14 protein-coding genes are annotated in these 23,924 nt (G+C 72.5%); 2 read left to right on the forward strand and 12 right to left on the reverse strand.

Going from position 1 to position 23,924, the window contains the following annotated elements:
• Positions 1 to 331: 331 nt before the first annotated feature.
• Positions 332 to 1,597: a PIG-L family deacetylase gene (locus tag ACFYOU_RS29430; protein WP_391309795.1), complete on the forward strand. Its 1,266-nt coding sequence runs from the start codon at positions 332 to 334 to the stop codon at positions 1,595 to 1,597.
• Here ACFYOU_RS29430 and ACFYOU_RS29435 read toward each other — a convergent pair.
• From ACFYOU_RS29435 to ACFYOU_RS29470, 8 genes are all read right to left on the reverse strand, one after another.
• Positions 1,576 to 2,472 (reverse strand): hypothetical protein, encoded by an 897-nt coding sequence (locus ACFYOU_RS29435; protein ID WP_391309970.1) that lies wholly within the window; start codon positions 2,470 to 2,472, stop codon positions 1,576 to 1,578. The genes ACFYOU_RS29430 and ACFYOU_RS29435 overlap by 22 nt on opposite strands.
• A 288-nt stretch (positions 2,473 to 2,760) precedes the next feature.
• Positions 2,761 to 3,471 carry a hypothetical protein gene (locus ACFYOU_RS29440; RefSeq protein ID WP_391309796.1) on the reverse strand — a complete coding sequence of 237 codons (711 nt, stop codon included), beginning with the start codon at positions 3,469 to 3,471 and terminating at the stop codon, positions 2,761 to 2,763.
• Positions 3,468 to 5,234, reverse strand: a complete 1,767-nt coding sequence (locus ACFYOU_RS29445; RefSeq protein WP_391309798.1) for a phosphatidylglycerol lysyltransferase domain-containing protein — start codon at positions 5,232 to 5,234, stop codon at positions 3,468 to 3,470. Before ACFYOU_RS29445 ends, ACFYOU_RS29440 begins: the two co-directional genes overlap by 4 nt.
• Before the next feature lie 121 nt (positions 5,235 to 5,355).
• Positions 5,356 to 6,177 carry an ATP-binding cassette domain-containing protein gene (locus ACFYOU_RS29450; protein ID WP_391309800.1) on the reverse strand — a complete coding sequence of 274 codons (822 nt, stop codon included), beginning with the start codon at positions 6,175 to 6,177 and terminating at the stop codon, positions 5,356 to 5,358.
• Positions 6,174 to 7,256 carry an iron chelate uptake ABC transporter family permease subunit gene (locus tag ACFYOU_RS29455; RefSeq protein ID WP_391309802.1) on the reverse strand — a complete coding sequence of 361 codons (1,083 nt, stop codon included), beginning with the start codon at positions 7,254 to 7,256 and terminating at the stop codon, positions 6,174 to 6,176. Before ACFYOU_RS29455 ends, ACFYOU_RS29450 begins: the two co-directional genes overlap by 4 nt.
• Positions 7,253 to 8,281, reverse strand: coding sequence for an iron chelate uptake ABC transporter family permease subunit (locus ACFYOU_RS29460; RefSeq protein ID WP_391309804.1), 1,029 nt, complete (start codon positions 8,279 to 8,281; stop codon positions 7,253 to 7,255). Before ACFYOU_RS29460 ends, ACFYOU_RS29455 begins: the two co-directional genes overlap by 4 nt.
• The gene (locus tag ACFYOU_RS29465) at positions 8,278 to 9,438 is read right to left on the reverse strand and encodes an NtaA/DmoA family FMN-dependent monooxygenase (protein WP_391309806.1); all 1,161 of its coding nucleotides are present in this window, start codon (positions 9,436 to 9,438) and stop codon (positions 8,278 to 8,280) included. Before ACFYOU_RS29465 ends, ACFYOU_RS29460 begins: the two co-directional genes overlap by 4 nt.
• Positions 9,438 to 10,472 carry an ABC transporter substrate-binding protein gene (locus tag ACFYOU_RS29470; protein WP_391309807.1) on the reverse strand — a complete coding sequence of 345 codons (1,035 nt, stop codon included), beginning with the start codon at positions 10,470 to 10,472 and terminating at the stop codon, positions 9,438 to 9,440. Before ACFYOU_RS29470 ends, ACFYOU_RS29465 begins: the two co-directional genes overlap by 1 nt.
• A 142-nt stretch (positions 10,473 to 10,614) precedes the next feature.
• On the opposite strand from ACFYOU_RS29470, the gene ACFYOU_RS29475 reads away from it, so the two are divergent.
• Positions 10,615 to 11,256, forward strand: a complete 642-nt coding sequence (locus ACFYOU_RS29475) for a MerR family transcriptional regulator (RefSeq protein WP_391309809.1) — start codon at positions 10,615 to 10,617, stop codon at positions 11,254 to 11,256.
• Between the two features lie 56 nt (positions 11,257 to 11,312).
• Here ACFYOU_RS29475 and ACFYOU_RS29480 read toward each other — a convergent pair whose 3' ends face one another.
• From ACFYOU_RS29480 to ACFYOU_RS29495, 4 genes are read right to left on the reverse strand one after another with little or no spacing between them, the layout of a single operon-like run.
• On the reverse strand, positions 11,313 to 12,047 hold the full coding sequence (locus ACFYOU_RS29480) for an alpha/beta fold hydrolase (protein WP_391309811.1): 735 nt from the start codon (positions 12,045 to 12,047) through the stop codon (positions 11,313 to 11,315).
• Positions 12,040 to 13,218, reverse strand: coding sequence for an acyl-CoA dehydrogenase family protein (locus ACFYOU_RS29485; RefSeq protein WP_391309813.1), 1,179 nt, complete (start codon positions 13,216 to 13,218; stop codon positions 12,040 to 12,042). The genes ACFYOU_RS29480 and ACFYOU_RS29485 overlap by 8 nt, the downstream gene beginning before the upstream one ends.
• Positions 13,215 to 16,394: an amino acid adenylation domain-containing protein gene (locus ACFYOU_RS29490; protein WP_391309815.1), complete on the reverse strand. Its 3,180-nt coding sequence runs from the start codon at positions 16,392 to 16,394 to the stop codon at positions 13,215 to 13,217. The genes ACFYOU_RS29485 and ACFYOU_RS29490 overlap by 4 nt, the downstream gene beginning before the upstream one ends.
• Before the next feature lie 27 nt (positions 16,395 to 16,421).
• Positions 16,422 to 23,918 (reverse strand): amino acid adenylation domain-containing protein, encoded by a 7,497-nt coding sequence (locus ACFYOU_RS29495; protein ID WP_391309817.1) that lies wholly within the window; start codon positions 23,916 to 23,918, stop codon positions 16,422 to 16,424.
• Positions 23,919 to 23,924: the final 6 nt, after the last annotated feature.

Consider the following 23,924-nt stretch of genomic DNA (forward strand, 5'->3'; position numbering starts at 1 on the left):
ACGACGGACGACGCCCCGTGAGGTGCTCTCGACCGCCGGACCACCCGTACGGCCGAGGGCGCAGTCCGGGCCCGGCGCGTCGGTTGCCGGCGGGGCTCCGTGCAGTGATCATCTGCGGGTCGAGGGGGGCCGTCGCGGGAGGTCCGCAGTGTGGTGGACGGAATGCCTTCGCCGGGCGCCGGGGCGGTGGGCCTGTGGGCTGCTCGTCCTCGGCGCCCTGCTCGGCTCGGCCTGCTCACCGGGGACGGCGCCCGCTCCTCGTGGTCCGGACACGCCCGCCGTCGGCTCCGCTCCTTCCGAGGTGCCCGGGTGCCGACGGACGCTGGTGGGGGTGGCGCATCCCGACGACGACGTGTTCTTCGTGGATCCCGAGGTCCGGCGGACGATCCGCGCGGGGTGCCCGGTCGACACCGTGTACCTGACGGCGGGGGACGCGGGGAAGAAGGACCGCCGCGCGGCGGTGGCCTACGCCGACCAGCGGGAGTTCGGGGTCCGGGCCGCCTACGCCGAGATGGCGGAGGCGGACAACCGTTGGAAGCGGGCCGACGTGAAGGCCGGGAGCCGTCGGGTGCGCTCCTATCTGCTGGACGACCGGGCACGCGTCAGCGATGTGCGCCTCACGTTCCTCGACCTCCACGACGGCCTGCCCCAGGGCGAGCAGGAGAACAGTCTGCTGAGGCTGTTCAGGGGCGACCGGCGGAGCATCGCGGCGTTCCGCGGGGGCGGCTCGTACACGGAGGAGCAGCTGCTGGCGGCGGTCACGGCGCTGGTCCGACTGAGCCGGGCCGAGCGCATCCTCACCCTCGACCACGACAACGCCAGCTTCGCCTTCAGCCTCGCCGGCGGGGTCGACCACAGCGACCACGGCATCGGCGGCCGCTACCTCCGCCGGGTGGGCTACGCGCTCGGTGTGCCCGTCACCGCCTACCTCGCCTACACGATGTCGTCGTTGAAGGCCAATCTCGACGCGGCGCAGGTGGCGGAGAAGGACGAGATCGTGCGCTGGTACATCGCCAACCGGGAGTGCCGCGGCACCGGCCACTGCACCATGCCCACGCCCTACCGGGGCCCGCTGGCCGAGGACTGGGACCGCTGGACCCACCGTCAGTACCAGCAGGTCCACCGCGAGCCGCGCCCCGGGGAGGTCCTCGGAGACGTCGGGCGCACCACGTTCGCTTCCGGAAGGGCCCCGGAGCGGTGTCTGCACTCGACAGCGGGGACCGGGGACACCGGCACGGTCGGCATCCGGGCCTGTGACGGGTCCCCCGCGCAGCAGTGGGACACCGGGCCCGGCGACACGGTCAGGCCCCGGCTCGCCCCCGGTTCCTGTCTGACCGTGCTGCCGTCGGCCGTGGGGCTCCAGCGGTGCGGGACGGGCCGCCCGGACCAGCGGTGGACCCGGGAGCCGTGGCCGAGCAGCAGCACGTGGAAACGCACGGCCTGGCGGATCTCCGGGAACGGGGGCCGCTGTCTGTTCCAGGACGACCGGAGGTTCGCCCCCCGTTGGAACGACCGCAGCCACCAGGACCCCGAGCTGACGCTCGCCGACTGCGGGACGCGGCCCCGGCCCGAACTCTACTGGCGCTGGGGCGGCTGACGGCGGCGGCCGGCGGCCCCGTACCCGTCCGCGGGTGCCCCCTTCCGTGGCGCCGGCCCGTCCCCCGTGTCGCCGAACCGGGCCAGGGCCAACGCTCCCGTCACCGCCGCCGCGAAACCCGTGACGGCCAGCCACTGGAGGCCTTCGCGGGGCCGGTCGCCCAACCAGAGGACACCCGTCAGGGCGGGTCCGGCCGTTTCGGCCACGACCATGCCCGCCGTCGCCACGGTCACCGAGCCGCCCCGCAACGCCGAGGTGAGCAGGAGGAACCCCGCCGCCCCACCGAGCAGCAGCGCAGAGAGGGCCGGGTCGGCGAAGAGCCGGGGTACCGTGAGGGAGTCGATCGTCCGGACCGCGACCTCCACCACTGCGAAGCCCGCGCCCGCACCGAGCCCCAGCAGCAGCGTGCGCGGCCCCGGTGGGAACCGCCCCGCGAACGCGCCGACCAGGAGCACAGCGAGGGCGGCGCCGAGCAGGGACCAGCGCAGGGCGGCCGGTCCGACGCGGTTCCCCGCCGGCCCGGAGGCGAGGGCGATCATCGCCAGTCCCCCGCAGACCGTGGCCACCGCGGCCCACTCCACGGTGGTCAGCCGGGTCCTGAGGAGCCCGGCGGCGACCACGGCGGTGACGGCGAGGCTGGCGGCGAGCGCGGCGCCCACCGCGTAGAGGGGGATCGAGCGCAGGGCGATGACCTGGAAGACGAACCCGAGGCCGTCGAGCGCGAGACCGGCGACGTATCGCCACTGGCGCAGCGCACGCACCAGCAGCACGGGGTCGACGCCGGAGCCGGAGCCGGCTTCCACGGCTCTGGCGGCGACGGCCTGGAGCACGGAGGCCGTACCGAAACAGCAGGCCGAAGCGAGTGCGCACACCATCCCCAAGGACACGGGACGGACTGTAGGCCACGGGACGGCGCAGCGCCGGGGGGACGGCCCGGGGCCACGCGGGCCGCACCCGTACGGGATCACCGGGCGGTCCGCGGTCCCGGGTCAACGACCGGGCCGGACGTCGACCGACCCGATGCACTCCTGACTCGCCGGTCCGGCAGGCGGACCGACGGTGCCCGGAAGCACACGAGGAGGCTGCACCAGGCGATGACCGCCGCGTCCCGTCCCAGGGGCAGGGCACCGGTCGCTCCGCTTCCCGGCGGCCGCCCGCGGGGCTCAGGTTCCGGGCGGTGGCGCTGCGGACCGCTCCGCACCGCCGGGCCCACCCTCCGCGGGCGCACGCCGACGCAGCAGCGCCGCCAGTGCGCAGAGCACCAACGCCGTCACGATCGCCACGAAGTGCTCTCTGCCCGCCAGGTTGGTCTTCACCACCACTTCGACGGCCATCGCCACCACCACCAGCACCGCGGTGAACCACGCCCGCAGGCTCACGCACACGCAGATCGCGAGTCCCGTGACCGCGGCCGAGGGCCCGGTGTCGACGACCTGCGCGTCCGCTGCGGACAGCCCGAGCGGTCCGTCGGGACCGACGGCGACCCCGAACCGCGCGTACAACGTCCCGGCGAGGGTGCAGACGTAGGCGACCACGAGGGTCCGCGGTCGGCCCAGGACGATCTCCGCGGTGCCGAACACCAGCAGCACCTGTGCCAACGCACCCCACGTGGGCAGGCTGAGCGCGGGGACGAAGAGCGAGGCCGGGGTGCGGAGCAGGGCGAGCCACACCGGGTCCGCCGCACGGACGAACCCGATGTCCTGGACGAAGCCGTGGCCCCACTCCTGGTTCTGGACGGCGTCGAAGAGCACGATGAGGGCCATCGAGACGAGCGTCAGCGGGATCGCCCGCCACCCCTGGACGACCAGCGCGTTCCGCACGGCCGCGGAGAACGGTCCCCACTCGCGCCGGGCGAACGAGGCCGCCCGGCTCAACGGCGGGTGTCCAGGTGCGCGCGGTGCAGCCACTTCGGTGGTCCGGGTGCTTCCAGGAAACCCTCGGCGCGGGCGCTCGCCAGTCCGATCCGCAGCAGGTCGGTGCTCTGGCCGTAGAGCAGGAACCGGGGTTCCCAGACGGGCCGGTACTTGGCGTTGGCGCGGTACAGCGACTCGATCTGCCACCAGCGGGAGAAGAAGGTCAGCAACGAGCGCCACAGCCGCAGCACCGGTCCCGCACCGAGCCGGGAACCGCGTTCGAAGACCGCGCGGAACATCGCGAAGTTCAGCGACAACTGGCGGATGCCGAGGTCACCGGCGCGCCGGATCAGCTCCAGCACCATGAACTCGAACAGGCCGTTGTCCGCGTCGTGATCACGGCGCATCAGGTCCAGGGAGAGCCCGTCGGTGCCCCAGGGGACGAAGCTCAGCAGCGCACGCGGCAGCCCGTCGGCGTCGCGACAGACCAGCATCACGCACCGGCCGTCCCCGGGGTCGCCGAGTCTGCCCAGCGCCATGGAGAAGCCGCGTTCGGTGTCCCCGCCGCGCCAGTCGTCGGCCAGTTCGATCAGCCGGTCCATCTCGTCCGGGGGGAGGCCCTGGTGCCGGGCGACGGCGACGGTGTAGCCGGCGCGTTCGATCCGGTGGTGCGCTTGGCGGACGTTGCGCATGGCACGCCCCTCAAGGGTGAACTCGCCGATGTCGACGATCGCCTCGTCGCCCAGTTCCAGGGCGTTGAGCCCGTGCCGGGCGTAGACGGTGCCGCCCTCCTCGCTCGCCCCGATGACGGACGGGGTCCAGCCGTGCTCGCGGGCCTGGGCGAGCCAGCGGTCGATCGCCCCCGGCCATGCCTCCGGGTCGCCGATCGGATCGCCGGACGCGAGCGACACCCCGCCGACCACTCGATAGGTGACGGCGGACTTGTGCGTCGGCGACCAGATGACGCTCTTGTCCCGGCGCAAGGAGAAGTAGCCGAGGGAGTCGCGGTCCCCGTGCTGCTCCAGCAGGGCGCGCAGGCGCTCCTCGTCGTCCTCGGTGAGCGGGTCGACGGCTCGACGGGACCTGAACGCCGCATAGAGGACCAGCAGGATCAGCGCCGTGCTCATCAGGTTGATGAGCACCTCGGCCCAACCGGGGGTGGTGATGCCCTCGAAGTGGATGTCGTCGTAGGCGAGGGAGAGCATGCGGAGCAGACCGTAGTGCCAGCGCTCCAGGAAGTCGGAGCGTCCGGGGTCGGGGTCGGTGTTGGTCACGGTGACCATGGCGGCGGCGAGCAACGACCCCACGGCCAGCCCGCCCACCGCGATGGCGGTCGCCAGTTTCGGATTGGAGCGGTCGCCCTTCGCGTAGAACTCGCGCCGGCCGGCGAGCAGGGCGGTGACGAAGAGTGCGGTCACCAGGGCCGCGATCCAGTTCTGGGCGTGCTGGCGGTACTCCGGCAGTCCGAGGGCGACCGCGCTCAGCACCAGCGCCGGTCCGCTCAGCACGAGGTTGAGGATCCATGCGGCCCGTTTGCGGCGCCGCATCGTGATCGCCAGGAACAGGACGAAGGCGCCGGAGAAGAATCCGGGGGTGACCAGGTAGGGCGTGAAGAACTCGTCGTCGTCGTGCCGTCTGATGTCGTTGCCGAAGGAGATCCACACGGCACTGAGGAGGTCGACGAACGCGACCGCGCGCAGGTACCAGACGGCGAACGCGTACGAACGTCGCCGCCACTGGCTGAGACCGGTGCTTCGACGCGGACTCGGATGAACGCGCCCCATGCCAGCGAGCCTAGAAGGAACGGAGCACGGGAACCCGGTGGAACGGCGTGGTGAACGGGTGGACCGCACCGGCCCGGTGAACGGGCGAAAGCGGTGCGCCGGCCGGGGGCGGGCGGTGCACCTACCCGGGGGCGAAGGCGGAACCCACCGGTACGACGATCGGCAGACCGGTGCGCGGATCGGTCAGTACGTCCGCGTGGAGTCCGAAGACCTCGGCCAACGTGCCCGGGGTGAACACCTCGTGCGGCTTTCCGCGGGCCAGGACCGCACCGTCCTTCATCACCACGACGAGGTCGCTGTACTGCGCGGCCAGGTTGAGGTCGTGCAGCACCATCGCCACGGTGCGACCGCGCTCCCGGTTCAGATGGCGCACCAGGTCGAGCACTTCCACCTGGTGCGCCAGATCGAGATAGGTGGTGGGCTCGTCGAGCAGCATGATCTCCGTGTCCTGGGCCAGGGTCATGGCGATCCAGGCCCGTTGTCGCTGGCCTCCGGAGAGCTGGTCCAGGCGCCGGTCGCGGAGGTCGGCCAGGTGGGTTAGCTCCAGGGCGCGGTCCACGGCCTCCTCGTCCTGCGGGGACCACTGACGGAACCACCGCTGGTGCGGGTGTCGTCCGCGGGTGACCAGGTCGCGCACCACGAGGCCCTCGGGCGCGACCGGGTGCTGCGGCAGCAGGCAGAGGTGCCGCGACACCTCTCGGGTCGCGGTGGCGTGCACGGATTCCCCGTCGAGGCGCACCCGGCCGGCGGTGGGCGCGAGCATGCGGGCCATGGTGCGCAACAGGGTCGACTTCCCGCAGCCGTTGGGGCCGATGATCGTGGTGATCATCCCGTCGGGCACGTCCAGGGTGAGGTCCCGGACGACCGGGTCGCTGCCGTAGCCGACGGTCACGGCCTCGGCCCCGAGCCGCGAGGCGGGCGGGTGGACGCTCGGGGTGGTCATGCGGCGTTCCTCCGGTTGGTGCGGATGAGGAGCCAGATCAGGTACGGCGCTCCGACGCAGGCGGTGACGACCCCCGCAGGGACGCCGGAGGGGAGGACCGTGCGGCACATCAGGTCGGCGGTGACGACGAGGCAGGCGCCGTAGACCATCGAAGCGACGGGCGGTGGCCTCGATCCACCGGTCAGCCGGAGGGCGATCTGCGGGACGACGAAGGCGACGAACCCCAGCGGCCCGACGGCGGAGACGGCCGCCGCCGCGAGCAGCACGGCGGCGAGCAGGGTGAGGAGTTGGGTGGTCGGGAGGCGCACCCCGAGCCCGCGGGCGGTGTCGTGGCCGAGGTGGATCGCATTGAGGTGTCGGCCGAGCAGCAGCGACAGCGGGACCATCACGGCGAGGACGACGGCGACGGGGGCGGCGTGGTCCCAGCCGCGTCCGTTGAGGTTGCCGTACAGCCACACCTGGGCGCTCGCGGCGTCGTTGATGCTGGCCCGGACCAGGAGCCACTGGGTGGCGGCGGTGAGTACCGAGCTGACGGCGATGCCCGTCAGGACCAGTCGTTGCGGGTCCAGTCCCCGCCGCCGGGCGAGGAGCCAGAGCAGGCCGGCGGCGGCGATGCCGCCGGCGAAGGCCGCAGGGACGAGGCCGAAGCGTTGCAGGGGCCCGTCGACCAGTCCGCCGCCGTACCCGGCCGATGTCCCCTGGATGATGACGAGCACGGCGGCGAGGGACGCTCCTTGGGTGACGCCGAGGATGTCGGGGCTGGCCAGCGGGTTGCGGGCGAACGTCTGGGTCAGGGCCCCCGAGAGTCCCAGGGCGGCGCCGGCCAGCACGGCCACGGTGGCCTGCGGCAGCCGGAGTTCCCTGACCAGCAGGGCGTGGGCGGGGTGGTCGCCGATGACCAGAGCCCGGAACGCCTCGCCCACGCCGAGGGTGAAGTCACCGGTCGCCAGGTCGACGGTGACCAGCAGGACGAGCAGCGCCAGACCCGCGAGGGTGGCGGACAGGGCCCGCAGCGGCAGCAGCCAGGAGGCGGCTCCCAGGCGTACGGGGGTCTTGGCGAGGCGGCGCGGACTGCTCATATGCGCACCAGCGTGGTGCGGCGGACGATCAGCACGAAGACCGGGCCGCCGAGCAGGGCCATCATGATGCCGACGTGGACCTCCGACGGCAGGGCGATGACCCGGCCGATCGTGTCGGCCAGGGTCAGCAGCAGTCCGCCGAGCACGGCCGAGTACGCGCTCACCCAGCGGTAGTCGACCCCGCACAGGTAGCGGGCCGCGTGGGGGACGGTGAGGCCGACGAATCCGATCGGGCCGCAGGCGGCGGTGGCCGCACCGCAGAGGACCATGACGGCGGCGATGCCGAGGACCTTCTGTCGCAGCGGGTGCTGCCCCAGCGACCGGGCGACGTCGTCGCCGAGTTGCAGCAGGTTGAGCCCGGGGGCGCTGGCGGCGGCCAGGAGCAGCCCGAGCAGGAGCAGCGGCAGTGTCGCGTAGAAGATGTCGAGGCCGCGTCCCATGACCGTGCCGGACCCCCAGACGCGGTACGCCTGGATGGAGTCGGCGTCGCGGACCGCGATGCCCTGGGTGAGGGCCATCAGCAGGGCGGTCGTCGCGGCGCCGGCCAGGACCAGGGAGAGGGGGTCGGGTCCGCCGCGGCTGGAGCCGATGGCCAGGACGGCGACCGCTGCGGCGCCGGCGCCGGCGAGCCCGAACCACAGGTAGCCGGCGATGGTGTCGATGCCGAGCAGCGCGATGCTCAGCACCACGGCCAGCGCGGCGCCGGCCTCGATGCCGAGCAGACCGGGGTCCGCCAGCGGGTTGCGGGTCTGCCCCTGCATCAGCGCCCCGGCGAGCCCGAGTGCGGCGCCGACGGCGAGCGCCAGGGCCGTCCGGGGGACGCGCAGGTCGTGGACGATGATGGCGGCCTCGCTGCCGTCGGGGCGCAGCAGCACGTCCAGCACCTCGGCGGGCGGGAGTCCGCCCGCGCCGACGGCCAGGCTGAGCGCCGTGACGACGGGGACGGCAGCGAGCAGGAGGGCCAGTCCGAGCCAGAGGCGTTCGGCGCGCGGGGAGGCGGGGCGGGCCGTCCCGGTCGGCGTCATGCGGGGTAGAACCGGGTCCAGCGCTCGCGCTGGACCGGCAGGGTGAACGGCAGGCCGAGTTTCTCCCGCAGGGTGCCGTGGGCGTACTCGCGTTTGTGGATGCCGCGGGCCTGGAGGAGCGGCACCACCGTGTCCACGAAGTCGGCGAGGGCGGACAGGACGGGCACGCCGAGGGTGATGCCGTCGTGGGCCCCGGACGCGAAGTCGACCGCGATCCGGTCGGCGATCTGCTCGGGTGTGCCCACCACCATGCTCGGCGAGTCGACGGTGGGTGCGTCCTCGGGCGCGAGGTCGAGGAGTTCCCGTTGGAAGGCCCTGGCTTCGGCTTCGGTGCTCTTGACGAAGGGCACCAGGTGGGGCACGACCTTGAGGGCGTCGGCTGCGCGGCCGGCCGTGACCGCTCGGTCGATGAGGTCCTTGCGGTAGGCGCGGCCCACCTGCGGGTCGGTGTAGGCGGCGTAGACGAGGTCGGCGTACGCCCCGGCGAGTGCGCGGCCGGCGGGTGAGGGGCCGGCCTGGCAGATCAGCGGCACGGTCTGCGGTGAGCGGGGCGTACCGAGTGGTCCGTCGACCTGTACGTGCTCACCGGCGAAGTTGACGGCGTGGATCTTCTCGGTGTCCACCGGGGTCAGCCGCGAGCGGTCGGCGGTGATCGCGTCCGGCTCCCAGGAGTGCCAGAGTTGGAGGCAGGCGTCGATGAACTCCCGGGCCCGGCCGTAGCGGATCTCGCGGCCCTCGGCCTCGTCGAAGCCGTGGTTGCGGGCCTCCTGCACCGAGGCGGAGGTGACGACGTTCCAGCCGGCCCGACCCTTCGAGAGGTGGTCGAGGGTGGCGAGTTGGCGGGCCGCGGCGTAGGGCGTCCAGTAGCTGGTGCCGAGGGTGGCGATCAGGCCGATGTGTTCGGTGTGCGCGGCGATGGCGGTCAGGAGTTGCACGGGGTCGAGGTCGAAGAAGAGCGCGGCGTCGGGGGTGTGGAACTGCGCACGGTGGTCGACGACGAAGAGGGCGTCGAAGCGGCCCGCCTCGGCGAGGCGCGCTTGTTCGAGGTGGAAGTCGAGGTCGTTGACCCGGGTGACGTCCATGGTGGGGTGGCGCCAGGCCTCCCAGGGGAACCCCTGTGAGGTGAGCACGTAGTTGAGCACCAGTGGGCGCTGCATCAGGCGGTGGCCTTCCTGAGCTCGTCGAACAGCTTCACGCCGCTCTTCTCGTCGGTGACGGTGCCGTCGCCGAGGAGGACGGCGCGGATGTCGCGCAGGACCCACGGGACGTCGAAGGCTCCGGAGCCGTACCAGGCGGCGAAGTCGACCGCACCGACCGTGGAGTCGCCGACCTCGAACAGCGGGTTGTCCAGCGGGTCGGGTGCTCCGTACTGGACCGATCCGCTGAGGACGAAGACGATCGGAGCGACCAGTTCGCCCAGTTTCTCCTCGCTCACGCTGGTGTACCCGTACTCCAGGCCGGTGCGGTTCTGGCCGTGCGTGGCGGGGCGCTTGAAGCCCAGGTCGGTCAGGACCGGGCCGGCGGTCCGGCTGCTGCCGTAGGCGCAGAAGGTTCCGTCACCGCACGCGGACATCAGCGAGACGGTCCTGCCGGCCAGGCCCGCTCGGGCGAGGTCGCCCTTGGTGGTGGCGATCTCCCGGTCGAGGTGGTCGATGACGGCTTTGACCGTACTGCTGTGACCGGTGGCCCGACCGAGGAGGTGCAGGCTCTTCTCCCACGGTGTGGAGGCCGGGGTGATCAGCACCGGAGCGATCTTCTTCAGGTCGTCGAGCAGTTCGTCGGTGCTGGGACTCTGCTCACCGATGATGAGTGCCGGCTGCGCCTGGAGGATGCGTTCGACCTTGTCGGGGGCGACCAGTTCGACGCCCTCGTCGGCCAGCAGTCGGTGGCGTGCTTCGAAGGCCGCGTCGCCCTTGTAGGAGTACGTTCCGGAGTGGGTGGGGGTGACGCCGATCGTGAGGAGTTCGGTCGCCGTCCTCGGGTCGAGGGCCCAGACCTTCCGGTCGGTGACGGGAACGGTGGTCTTCCCGTAGGCGCCGGCGAGGGTGACCTCGCTCGGCCCGCCGCTGCGGGCGGCTTCCTCGCCCTGGTCGCCGGAGCTGCCGGAGCCGCAGGCGGTGAGGACGAGCACGGCCGAGACGAGCGTGGCTAGCGCGTGCGCTGCACGGCGGCGGGTGACGGTGCTCAGCATGGGCGGGTGTTCTCCTGGTTGATGTGCCGGTGGGTGGGCCGGGTGTGCGGCCCCCGGTGCCGCCTCCGCCGCCCCGGGGTGCAGTAAGGCTTGCCTAACCTCAATCTTGAGTCTTCAAGGCAACTTGATGTCAAATGGGCCCATGAGCGATCCACTTGGTGTCTCGATCGGCCAGGCAGCAGCCCTCTACGGCCTCGCCCCGTCGACGCTGCGGTGGTGGGAGGCCCAACGAGTGCTGCGCGAGCCGCCGCGGGTGAACGGACGACGGTCCTACGACGAGACCGAACTCCGTCGCATCGGCCTGGCCTACTTGTGCTGCGTGGTGGGAGCCATGCCGCTCGAACAGGCGTCCGCGGTGACTGCGGGTGGCCGGAACCGGCAGTGGCAGAGCGCCGTGAAGCGCCAGGCCAGGCTGACCGAGGAGAAGATCAGGCAGCTCCAGAGCGCTCATGCCTATCTGTTGCACCTGTTGCAGTGCCCGGACGACGACATCGTCGGGCAGTGCCCGGATCTCGACGGCGAGTTGGTCGAACACACGCCGCGCGGGCTCGTCGCGATACCCGACCTCGTCGCCGCGGCACGGTCGATACCGCGGCGCACCGCGGGCCGCCGGTCCCGTGACGAAATGAAGCCCTTGCGTGAGGAAAGCACTACCCCTTCGCGTCGCTGCGCCGTCTGCGCGGGGCCGGTCGCCCAAGCGGCGCGGGGTCGTCGCCGCACGTACTGTTCGCGCGCGTGTCAGCAACAGCAGTACCGGCAGAACGCGAACCGGCCACCGGTCTGACGGGGTCGGGGCCGGCCCGGTGCCTCACGGACCGGGCCGGCCCCGCCGTTCTCCGTTCAGCCGCGCGGCCGGCCGGCGCCCGCGGCCCCGGTGCGCGGTCGCAGTCGATCACCGACCGCGGCGACCACCGTCTCCCAGGCGTCGTCGACGAAGAAGTGGTCCCCGGGGAAGGTGAGCAACTCGAAGCCGCCGGTGGTGTGCTGGTGCCACCCGGCGAGTTCCGCCAGCTCGGCGTCCCGGTCCTCCTCGCCGCCCAGCGCGGTGACGGGGCAGGTCAACCGGGGTCCTGGCGTGAAGGCGTAGGTCTCCGACGCGGTGAAGTCGGCCCGCAGGATCGGCAGCAGCAGCTTGCGGAATCCGGGATCGGTCAGTGCGCGCAAGGTGCGCGAGCGTTCGCTGAGCTTCGCCAGGAACTCCGTGTCCGGCAGGTGGTGCAGTACCTCCTCGCGCATCGGGAGCTGCGGCGCCCGGTGGCCCGACACCAGCAACCTGACCGGCTGGACGCCGTGTTCCGCCACCAGCATCCGGGCGCTCTCGAAGGCGAGCAGCGCTCCGAGGCTGTGTCCGAACAGGGCGATCGGCCGGTCCACCAGGGTCGCCAGCCTGGTCCGGACGTCGTCCAGCAGCGCGTCCCAGCGGTGCTCGGGCCGTTCGCCGATCCGCTCCCCGTGGCCGGGCAACTGCATGGGGCGCACCTCCACGCCCTCGCCCAACGGCCGCCGCCACCGGACGTACGTCTGGGCGTTGCCGCCGGCGTAGGAGAAGCAGAGCAGGCGCAGCCGGTCAGTCACCCGGGCTCACCCCGATCATGATCGAAGCGATGGTGCGGAGCAGCACGTTGGACGTGCCTTCGTAGATCTTCCCCGCCTTGGCGTCCCGGTAGAACCGCTCCACCGGATAGGCGTCGGTGAACCCGTTGCCGCCCAGGGTCTCCACGGCCACCGAGGCAGCCCGCTCCGCCACCTGGGACGCGGTGTACTTCGCCATGGCGGTGCCCCGGATCCGCTCGACCGGGTCGGCGTCCCGTTGGAAGAGGCCGACCGTCTCGTACAACAACGCCCGCGCCGCGGCCAGCTGACTGGCCACGTCGGCCAACGGGAACTGGACGCCCTGGTAGTCGGCGATGCGGTTGCCGAACTGCACGCGGGACCGGCTGTAGCCGACCGCCACGTCCAGCGCCCCCTGGGCGAGGCCGACCATCTGGGCGGCGATGCCGAGCCGTCCCAGGTCCAGTCCGCCCATGGCCACCGTCTGGCCGCCGCCGGGCGGGCCGATGCGCTGGGCGGCACGGACCGGGGTGCCGTCGAAGACCACGTCCGACGTGGCCGCCGCCCTCACCCCCATCTGCTCCACCCGGTTCTCCACGGACACTCCGGGGGCGTCGGCGGGCACCACGAACGCGGTGGGCCCGCCGTCGTCGAGGAGGGCGAAGGTCAGCAGCAGATCGGCGTTGCGCGCATTGCTGGTCCACCGCTTGCGGCCGTGGAGCAGGTACCCCCCGTCGTCCTCCCGGGCGAGCGTGGTCAGGGCGAACGCGTCGCTGCCGGCCTGCTCCTCGGACAGGGCGAAGGCCCCGATCTTCCCGGTGGCCAGCAGCGGGAGGTACTTCCTGCGCTGGTCGCCCGTGGCGTGCCGCAGCAGCGATCCGGCGACGAGCACGTTGTGGACGTGGACCCCGACGGCGATCCCGGGGTCCACCCGGGCCACCTCCTCGATGGTGAGGATCAGCTGGCAGAGGGTGCCCCCGGTGCCGCCGTAGCCGCGCGGGATCTCCACCGACATCAGACCCGCCGCGAACAGTTCCTCGCGGAGCGTGGCGTCCAGGCTGGCCGTCCGGTCCATCTTGGCGGAGAGGGGGCCGATCTTCTCCTCGGCGAACTGCCGGACCCGCGCCCGCCACTCCTGGTTCTCCGGACTGTCGTGGCGCTCCGCCGGTGCGGGCCGTTGCGCTGCCGCGCTCACCGTGCCTCCCCCGCCGTCACCGGGCGCACGGCGTCCAGCGCGCCCGCCAGTTCGGCCACCGTGCGGGCGGCCAGCAGTTCGCTCAGTGCGAGGTCGAGCGCGTGTTCGCTGCGCAGTCGGGCGGTCAGCTGCATGGCGCCGATCGAGTGCAGGCCCAGCTCGCCCAGGGCGTCGCCCGCGCCCACCTTCGGCACCTCCAGCACCTCGGAGAGCAGCCGGGCGAGCAGGTGTTCGGTCTCGGTCCTCGGGGCGATGAACTGCTCTGCCGTCCCGTCGTCCGGTGCGGGCAGGGCAGCGAGGTCCACCTTGCCGCCGGGGGTGGTGGGGATCCGGTCGATCAGGTACACCGCGGCCGGCACCATGTGTTCGGGCAGCCGGGCGCGAACGAAGTCCCGCACCGGTTCGGCGAGCCGGGGTCCGGCAGCGGGCGTCGGATCCGGTTCCTCGGGCACGACGTATCCGACGATCCGCTTCGCGGCTCCGGTGCCGCGGACGGCCACCGTCGCCGACCTGGTGCCGGGGGCCTCGCGCAGCGCGGCTTCGACCTCGCCCAGTTCGACGCGGAACCCGCGCACCTTGACCTGCGAGTCCGCCCGTCCCAGGAAGCGGTACTCGCCCTGCGAGGTGCCGGTGGCGAGGTCGCCGGTGCGGTACAGGGGGACGGGGTCGGAGGGTGAGCCGACCAGCGGGTCGACACCGAAGCGCTGTGCGGTGAGCGGGTCCCGGGCGTGGTACCCGGAGGCGACCGCGTGCCCGGCCACGCACAGCTGACCCGTGGCGCCCACCGGGACCGGGCGGTCGTGCTCGTCGAGCAGGTACACCCGCTGGTTGGGCAGTGCGCGACCGATCGGGATCGGCCGGTCGGTGCGCACGTCCTCCGGGCGCACCAGGTGGTAGGTGGACACCACGGTGGCCTCGGTCACCCCGTAGAGGTTGTACAACTCGACGTCCCGGTCGGCGAACGCGGCGAACCAGGGCCGCAGGATCGCGGGGTCCAGCCGGTCGCCGCCGAGGAACACCTTCCGCAGCGTCGTGTCGCCGGCCAGCTCGGGCACCAGGTGTTCGAACAGCGAGGGCGTCTCGCTGAGCACCGTCACCCGTTCCTCGGCGATCAGGTGGGCCAGGGCCCGCGGATCGCGTCCGGTCTCCCGCGGCACCACGACCAGTTCGGCGCCGTTGCCCAGTGCCCCCCAGATTTCCCACACCGAGTAGTCGAAGGCGAAGGAGTGGGCGAAGGTCCACACGTCCTCGGCGGTGAAGCCGAAGGCGTCACGGCCCGCGGCCAGCAGGCTCTGCACATGCCGGTGGGTGATCGGCACGCCCTTGGGCCGGCCGGTCGAGCCGGAGGTGTAGAGCAGGTAGGCCGCCGCGTCGGGGTCGGTGGCCGCCGGCGGTCCGCCGCCGGCCGGCTGCCCGGCCGCGTCCGCGAGGGTGACCACGGCCGTGTCGCCGGTGGGGAGCGGCCCGTCCGGCGCGCCGTCGGTGAGCACCAGTTCCGCGGCGGAGTCGGCCAGGATGTCGGCCAGCCTGCTCGGCGGGTAGTCCGGGTCCAGGGGGACGTAGGCGGCGCCGGCCTTGAACACGCCGATCATGGCCGCGACCAGATCGACGGAGCGGGGCAGGCTCAGACCCACGCGGGTCACGTCCGGACGGCGTTCGGTCAGCGCGGCGGCGATGCGGTCGGAGTACGCGTCCAGCTCGCGGTAGGTGAGCGTCTGCTTCTCGCAGCGCACGGCGACCGCGTCGGGGCGAGCGGCCGCGTGCCGCCGGAACGTCTTGTGCAGACAGGCGTCCGCCGGCTGGACGAGCGGGGTGACCTCGGGCCGTGGGGTGCTCAGGAAGGTCAGCTCCCCCAGGGTCACCTCCGGACGCTCGATGATCTGCGTCAGCACCGAGACCACCTCGTCGGCGAAACGCTTCGCGACGTCGTCGGCAACCCTCCTGCGGTCGTAGACGACCCGTAGCGGCATGTCGTCGCCCGGCATGATCACCATGGTGATCGGGAAGTGCGGCCTGCCGTCGTAGGCCAGCCCGGTCATCTCCGCTCCGACGTCGGCGAGGTCGAAGTCCGGCATCGGCACGTTCTCGTAGGAGACGCTGCTCTGGAGGATCGGCACCGCGGTGTCCAGGCCGAGCAACGACTGCATCTCGGGCAGGGGCACGGCGCTGTGCTGGCTCGCCTCGACGACGTGCTTGCCGAACTCCCGCAGCCAGGACCGCAGCACCATCGCGGGGTCCAGCTTCCGGCGCAGCGGTAGCGTGGCGATCATCGGACCCAGGATGTCCGTGGAGCCGACCAGGTCGGGGGGCCGGTGCGCCATGGTGATCCCGCAGGCGAGGTCGGTGCGGCCGAGGAAGCGGCCCAGCACGATGAACCAGGCGCCCTGCGCCAGGGTGGCGAGGGTCAGCTGTTCCGCCCGGGCCAGGGTGGTCAGCCGGGGGGCCAGCTCGGTCAGCAGCTGCTCGAAGTGGGCGTGGGTGGACTGCCCCGCGGGCACCTCGGTCCCGCCCAGGTGCACCTGTTCGACCGGCCGGTAGTCCGCCAGTTCCCGGCGCCAGAACTCCCGTGCCGCCGTGCTGTCCCGGTCGCGCCACCAGGACAGGTAGTCGCGGTACGGCCGCCCCGGGGAGGTGGTGGGCCGCCCGCCCCGGCAGAGCAGCCGGTAGTGGTCGATGAAGTCCTGGATGGCCAGCGTGAACGACCAGCCGTCCATCAACAGGTGCGAGAACCGCCAGGAGAACGTCCATCGTTCGGCACCGCGCCGGATCAGCGTACTGCGCATCAAGGGCACGTCGGCCAGGTCGAATCCGGCCGCCCGCTCCGCGGCGAGGGACGCCTCCAACCGGTCCTCCTGCGCCCGGTCGTCGAGCGCGCGCCAGTCCAGCGTTTCCAGGGGCAGTCGGGCCGTGCCGTGGACGACCTGCATCACGGTGCCGTTCTTGCGCCAGTGGAAGGAACTGCGCAGGATCGGATGCCGGTCGACCACCAGTTGCCAGGCCCGCTCGAAGTGCTCGGGGTGCATCGTCCCGGAGAACTCCAGCCGCAGTTGTTCCACGTAGATGCCCAGGCCGGGCTGGGCGAGCTGCTCGTAGAGCAGGCCCTGTTGGATCGGGGAGAGTTCGTAGATGTCCGCGATGTCGCGGACGGGTCGCTGGGTCGCGCCGTTGTCAGTCATCGCTGTCGCGTCCGCCTTCGTCACACGTCACCGCAGTTCGTCGAGGAATTCGTCGAGCTCGTCTTCGGACAGACCGGCCAGGGGGAAGTCGGACGGTTCGTAGGAGCCCTCCCCCGCTCCGCGGCAGTGCGTGGCGATCTCCTCCAGCACTGCGTCGAACGCGACGGTCAGGCGGCCTTGTTCGGCCGCGGTCAGGGACCCGTCGAGCTGCCAGCGGATGCGCAGGGCCCCGTCCACCACGGCCGTGCTCAGCTGTCCGACCGTCCGGTCGTGCCATCCGGCGACTCCGGCCACTCCGGCGAAGTCCGCGGGAACCGTGATCGCGCCGTCGACGCGGTCCCAGGTCACCGGTTCCCGCACGGCGAGGGTCGTCCCGCGGACCGGGTGCGGTTCCGGGGCCCGGAGCTGGGCCTTCACCGCGGGCAGGAACTCGCCCGGCGCGGTGCCGGCCGTCACCGGCTGCACGGTCCGCAGTTCGGTCATCCGGCCCACCAGCCGGCCGGCGGGCTCCTCGCTGCCGGCCAGGTCGGCCCGCAGCGAACGCTCCACCAGCAGTTGCGGCGGTTCGGGCAGCACCCGGCCCAGCGCGGCGGACGCAGCCGCCGCCAGTACCTCGGTCGGGTCCAGGTGGTAGCTGGCGGCCGCGGCGGAGAGCAGGTCCGCGGTGCGCGCGGCAGCCAGCTCGACCGTGTGCTGTCGGGGCAGCGCCGGCGGGGCGCCGGGGGTCTCGGCGAGCCCGGCCGGATGCACCGGGTCCCGGCGCAGGCCCCGGTTCCACGCCGGGAGCGAACCGGCGCCCGCACTCCACACCACCGACTGATCGGCGGCCAGCCGCTGGTACGCCTGGACCAGTTCCCGGCAAAAGAGGATCACGGAGGCGTCGTCGATCAGCCCCTGGGCCACCGTGCAGGCCAGCACGCTGCCCTGCTCGCCCAGCCGGAAGACCGCGAGCTTGACGGTCGGTCCGGCCCCGATGTCGAGTTCCTCGGTCATCTCGCCGAGCATCTGCGGCACCGCGTCGGCCCGCACCTCCTCGGGCAGGGCGCTGAGGTCGATCTCGGGCACCTCGGGCGTCTCGGGGTCCCCGGCCCGTTCGGGCTGCACCGCGAAGGCGCGCCCGTCCTCGGCCCGCACCCGGGTGTGCAGGGCCGGATGGCGGTGGAGCAGCGCGCCCAACGCCCGCCCGGCCAGTACCGGGTCGAAGGTGTCCGGCACCTCCAGCACCACCGAGCCCACCTGGGCGCTCGCCAGTGCCTGGTGCGGGGTGAGCGCCACGGCCGGGCCCGTGCCCTCGATGCCCGTCTCCACGGGGACGGCCCGCGCCAGTTCGAGGAACGTCGTGCTCTCGAACAGGTCCTGCGGGTTGATCGCGATGCCCTCGGCGTTCGCCCGGCCGACGAACTGGACGCCCATGATGGAGTCGCCGCCCAGTTCGAAGAAGTTGTCCCGCGCCCCGGGCCGGTCCACCCCGAGCAGATCGGCCGCCAGGGTCAGCAGCGTGCGCAGCGCCCCGGCGTGTTCCGCCCCCTCCCCCGCTTCCCCCGCTCCGGCCGTTTCGCCGCTGCCCGCGCGCTGCGGATCGGGCAGGGCCGAGCGGTCGACCTTCCCGTTGCTGCTCAGCGGCATCTCGTCGATGAGCACGAAGTCGGACGGGATCATGTAGGAGGGCAGCGACAGGGCGAGGTGGGCCCGCAACCGGTCGGCGAAGTCCGCTTCGCCCCCGTCGTCCGAGGCGGTCGGCACGACGTGCGCGACCAGCCGTTGCTGGGTGCGGGGGCCGAGTGCGGACACCACCGCGTTGACGACCTGCGGGTGCTGGGCGAGCCCGTGCTCGATCTCCCCCAGCTCGATCCGGTAGCCGCCGACCTTGACCTGGAAGTCGTCGCGGCCGAGGAACTCGATGGTGCCGTCGGGCAGGTACCGACCGAGGTCGCCGGTGCGGTAGAGCCGCTCCCCCGTCTCCGGGTGCAGCAGGAACGACTCGGCGGTGCGCTGTTCGTCGTTCCAGTAGCCCTCGGCCAGGCCCGCCCCGGCGATGTGGAGGTGTCCCGGCACCCAGACCGGTGCGTGCCGCATGCGGTCGTTGAGGACGTGGAAGCGCTGGTTGCGCAGGGGACGCCCGTAGGGGATGGACGGCCAGTCAGGGGGGACCGCACCGATCGGGTGGGCGATCGACCACACCGCGGCTTCGGTGGCGCCGCCGAGGCTGATCACTTCGATCGGGGGCACCACCGCGCGCAACCGGTCCGGCAGGGACAGCGGGATCCAGTCCCCGCTCAGCAGTGCCAGCCGCAGCGAGGAGACCGGAGTCGGGTCGCCCGCCGCCTCGACGTGCTCCACCAGCATCTGCATCAGGGCGGGCACCGAGTTCCACAGGGTGACCCCGTGCTGCTGGCACAGCTCGGCCCAGCGGGCCGGGTTGCGGCGGTCCGCGGCGTCCGGAAGCACGATGGCCCCGCCGGCCGCGAGCATCCCGAACACGTCGAACACCGAGAGGTCGAAGTTGAGGGCGGACAGCCCCAGGACGCGGTCGCCGGGCTGGACGCCGAAGCGTTCCTCGATGTCCACCAGGGTGTTCAGCGCGGCCTGGTGACTGACCGCCACGCCCTTGGGCGTTCCGGTGGAGCCGGAGGTGTAGATGACATAGGCGGTGTCCTCCGGTCGGGCCGGACAGATCCACTGCGCCGCGTCCACGGGGGACCCCTCGGCGTCCTCGGACACCGGCAGCACCTGCGGCGCGTTCGGCCAGTGCGCGGCCGTCCCCGGTTCGGCCAGTACGCACCCGATGCCGGCCTGTTCGACCAGCCAGCGACGGCGGGCTTCCGGCAGATCGGGGTCCAGCGGCACATAGGTGCAGCCCGCCGCGGAGGCTCCCAGGGCCGCCACGATCTGGCGCCACCCCTTGGCCAGGCCGATGCCGACCACGCTCCCCGGGCCGAACCCGGCCGCGGTCAGTGTCCCGGCCAACGCCACGGCGCGCCCGGTGAGTTCGGCGAAGTCGAGGACGCGGTCCTCGGCGATCACCGCCGGCTCGGTGGAACGGGCCCGGGCCAACACCCGGGCGGGCAGCACGTCGCTCGGCAGCTCGCCGTCCGTGTCGTTGGCCGCGGCCCTGGGTGCGAGCTGCGCGGGCGGCAGGTCGAGCACCGGGGCCCGGTGCCAGCCGTCGGTTTCGGCCAGGCCCACCACGAAGTCCTGGTAGGCCTGGAACATCTCGGCCATCAGCCCTTCGGGGAACAAGCCGTCGACGGCGTGCCAGGCCAGCTCCAGATTGCCCCCGAACTCCAGCAGGAAGTGGTCGATCGTCACCTGCGGCGTCTGCGAGATGAAGTAGTTCTGCTCGCCGAGCCAGTCCACGGGGGACGGCGCGGGCTTGCCGTCGACATCGCTGCCGAGGGCACTGGTGAACACGACCGGCATGACGTCGCCGGCGCCCCCGCGCGCCCTGGCCCGTTCGCGCAGGATGCGCACGCCGCTGACGTAGCGGTGCTCGAAGTCGTCCCAGCTCTGCCGTTGCAGCTCGCGGACCAGCTCGGCGAAGTCGACCGCCGAGACCGCGTCCACCTCCAGCAGGTCGAAGGAGGCGAACTCGCCCACCAGGTCGTCGACTTCCTCGTGCACCGGCAACCGGTTCACCGCCGTGAAGTTCAGGGTGAACCGCTGGCTCTTGCTCCAGGTGCCGATGGTGACGGCGAACGCGGCGAGCATCGCACTGGACGCGGTGACGCCGAACTCGCCCGCCCTGGCCTTGATCCGGCCCCACACCTCGGCGTCCAGCCGGGCGTGCCGGCGCACGAACGCCAGCCGTTCACCGTGGCCGGTGGCCGGCACCGTGGGCAGTTCGGGTGCGGAGGGCAGCTCACGGACCCGCTTGCGCCAGTACTCCAGTGCACGTTCGTAACGCGGGGTCCGTCGCAGTTCCTCCTCCGCGAGCACGTAGTCGCGGAAGGACAGGGTCAGCGGCGAGGGGTCCAGCTCGGGCTCGTGGTAGAACTCCCGCCACTCGGGCAGCAGCTGGTAGAAGAACGAGGACACGTCGGCGACCAGCAGGTCGAAGCTGATGTGCACGCGGACGAGGTGGTCCGGGAGCAGGCTGACCCTGACCTCCCACAGCGGCCAGACGTCCGCGCGGCGCACTTCGGTGCCCATCCGGTCGCGGATCGCGGCGAGTTCCCGGTCGGCCTCTTCGGTCTGCGCGCCGCGCAGGTCGAGCACCTCGAACCGGTAGGGCGTGGTGTCCGGCAGGACGCGCTGGCGGCCGTCGGGGAGGACGACCATGCGCAGCATGTCGTGTCGCTGCACCACCCGCTGCCAGGCGGCTTCCAGCCGGGTGACCTCGATGGTGCGGCTGTCGAACTCGAAGTACAGGTGCGGGGCGACACCGCCCATGTCGAAGCTGGACAGCCGACCGATCCACTGCGCCTGCTGCATCTCGGTGAGCGGGAACGGTTCGAAGCGTCGCTCCGGCTGCGGGACGACCACGGCCAACCGGTCGTCGGCCTCGGTCGCGCCGGCCTCGCGCAGCTGCTCGGCGAGTCCGCCGATGGTGGGCGCGGCCAGCAGCCTGCTCAACGGGACCGTGACCCCGGCCGTGGCCTGGAGCCGGTTGAGCACCTGGGTGGCCAGCAGCGAGTGGCCCCCGAGTTCGAAGAAGTTGTCCCCGGTGCCGATCGGCGCGATGCCGAACAGTTCCTCCCAGACCCCGGCGATGGTGTGCTCCAGCTCGTCCGCCGGCTCCACGTAGCTGGTGACCAGGGTGCTCGGCCGGGCGGCCCGCGTGGGCTGCTGTGCCTCGGGCTCCTCGTGCTCGGCGATCCGCCCGCCGAGGTCGGCCACGGAGGACGTGCTCGTGCCGCGCGGCTCGATCCAGTACCGATCGCGCTGGAACGGGTATCCGGGCAGTTCCACCCGGTTGCGCCGGCCCTCGTGCAGGGCGCGCCAGTCCACGGCGCCGCCGAAGAGCCAGATGTCGCCGACGGCGGTGCGCAGCACCTGCCCGTCCTCGGCGGACTCGTCCGGCCTGCGCATCGTGGTGACGGCGGCCGACCGGGGGCGGCCGTCCTCCGCGCCGGCCCGGGCCAGGGTGCTCAGCGTGTTGCCGGGCCCCACCTCCACGAGCACGGCGGGTCGGTCGCCGACCGCGGTGCGCACCGCGTCGGCGAAGAGCACGGGGCGGCGCATGTGCGTGCCCCAGTAGCGCGGGTCCGTGGCCAACTCGGTGGTGAGGGGTTCTCCGGTGACGCAGGAGACGAGCGGTCGGCCGGGGGCGACGAGCACGGACTCGGCCACGGCACGGGTGAACGGCTCCACCACGGGGTCCATCATCGCGGAGTGGAAGGCGTGCGAGGTGTGCAGCGGGCGGACGGTGATCTCCCGGGCGGCGAGCCGGTCGGAGAGCTGGGCCACCGCCTCGTGCGGCCCGGAGGCCACGCACAGCGAGGGCGCGTTGACCGCCGCGATGGACACGCCGGGCGGCAGCAGTCGCTCGACGTCCGCGGCGGCGGCGGCGATCGAGACCATGGCTCCCGTCGGCTGGTCCTGCATGAGCTTGCCGCGAAGGGCGACCAGGCGGGTGGCGTCCGCCAGGGACAGCACCCCGGACAGGCAGGCCGCGGTGAACTCACCGATGCTGTGCCCCACCATGACGTCCGGTTCGACGCCCCAGGACAGCAGCAGTTGGGACAGCGCGTACTCGGTGGCGAACAGGGCCGGCTGGGCGAGCGTGGTGTGGGTCAGTCCGTCTTCGGCGGGGTCGCTCGGGTAGAGCACGGTGCGCAGGTCGATGCCGAGGGGTTCGTCCAGCAGGCGGGCGCATTCGTCCATCGCCTCGGCGAACACCGGCTCGCTCGCGTAGAGGTCCCGGCTCATCCCGGGGTACTGGGCGCCCTGCCCGGGGAAGAGGAACACCACCTTCGCCGGGGCGAGGCCCGCGTCCGCGCTGCGTACCCGGCCCGGCTCCGTCCCGGACAGCAGTGCCGCCGCTTCGGTGGTGTCGGTGGCCAGCACGGCCTTGCGGTAGCGCATCGCCCCGCGGCCGGTCTGGAGGGTGTGCGCGACGTCGGTCAGCGGGCGCTGCGGCAGTTCGGCGAGCCGCTGGGCGACCGTCCCGGTGAGTGCGTCCAGCGCGGCCGGGGTCTTCGCCGAGAGGACCACCAGCTGCGGTCGGTCGCAGGGCGCGGTGGGGGCCGGTTCCGGCGCCTGTTCCAGCACCACGTGCGCATTGGTGCCGCCGATGCCGAACGAGCTCACCCCGATGCGGCGGGGGAACGCTCCGTTCGGCCACTCGCGCAGTTCCGTGTTGACGAAGAACGGAGTGGACGGGAAGTCGATGCGCGGGTTGGGCTGCTGGAAGTGCAGGCTGGGCACCAGGGTCCGGTGCTGGAGTTGGAGCACGGCCTTGATGAAGCTGGCGATGCCCGCCGCCGACTCCAAGTGGCCGATGTTCGACTTGACCGAGCCGACGGCGCAGAACTGCGTGTCCGCGGTCTGCCTGCCGAACGCCCGGGTGAGCGCCGTGATCTCGATGGGGTCCCCGACGTGGGTGCCCGTGCCGTGTGCCTCGACCGCGGTGATCGAGCGGGCGGGCACCCCGCTGTCGGCGATCGCTTCGGCGACCACCGCCTCCTGTCCGCGCACGCTCGGCGCGGTGTAACCCACCTTGTCCCCGCCGTCGTTGTTCACCGCGGAGCCCTTGAGCACGGCGAGCACCCGGTCGCCGTCGCGCTGGGCGTCGGTGAGCCGCTTGAGCACCACCACGCCGACCCCGTTGCCGAACACCGTGCCCGCGCCGTCGGCGTCGAAGGGACGGCAGTGCCCGTCCGGCGAGTAGATCAGGCCCTGCTCGTAGCGGTAGCCGACGCGGTGCGGGACCCGGACGCAGACGCCGCCGGCGAGGGCGAGCTCACAGCTGCCGGAGCGCAGCGCCGCGGCGGCCTGGTGCACCGCCACCAGCGAGGTGGAGCACGCCGTCTGCACGTTCACGGCGGGTCCGGTGAGCCCGAGCTTGTAGGCGGTCCGACTGGCCAGGTAGTCCTTGTCGTTGTGGATCTGCAACTCGAACATGGTCGAGTCGAGCACGATCCGATGACCGCCGAGCAGGTTGGACATCAGGTACGCGGGCATGTTGCCACCGGCGAACACCCCGGCGGTACCGGACCGGGCGGGGTCGATCCCGGCGTGTTCCATCGCGTGCCACGCGCTCTCCAGGAAGAGTCGCTGCTGCGGGTCGAGGAGCGCCGCCTCCCGTGCCGTGAAGCCGAAGAACCTGGCGTCGAAGAGTGCGATCCCTTCGAGCGTCGGGGCGACCGGTACGTAGTCGGGCCCGTTGATGAGGTCCTGGCTGATCCCCTCGGCCCTCAGTTCCTCCTCGGTCAGGAGTTCGATCGACTCCACGCCGGAGCGCAGGTTGTGCCAGTAGGCGTCGAGGTCAGGGGCGCCGGGGAACCGGCCCGCCATCCCGACGACGGCGATGTCGACGACAGCGCCGTCGTATTGAGCACCCGAGACGGGGACTGCGGATGTCACCGGAAG

Origin of the sequence: Streptomyces sp. NPDC005955, assembly GCF_042871255.1 — a bacterium.
Taxonomy (GTDB): domain Bacteria; phylum Actinomycetota; class Actinomycetes; order Streptomycetales; family Streptomycetaceae; genus Streptomyces.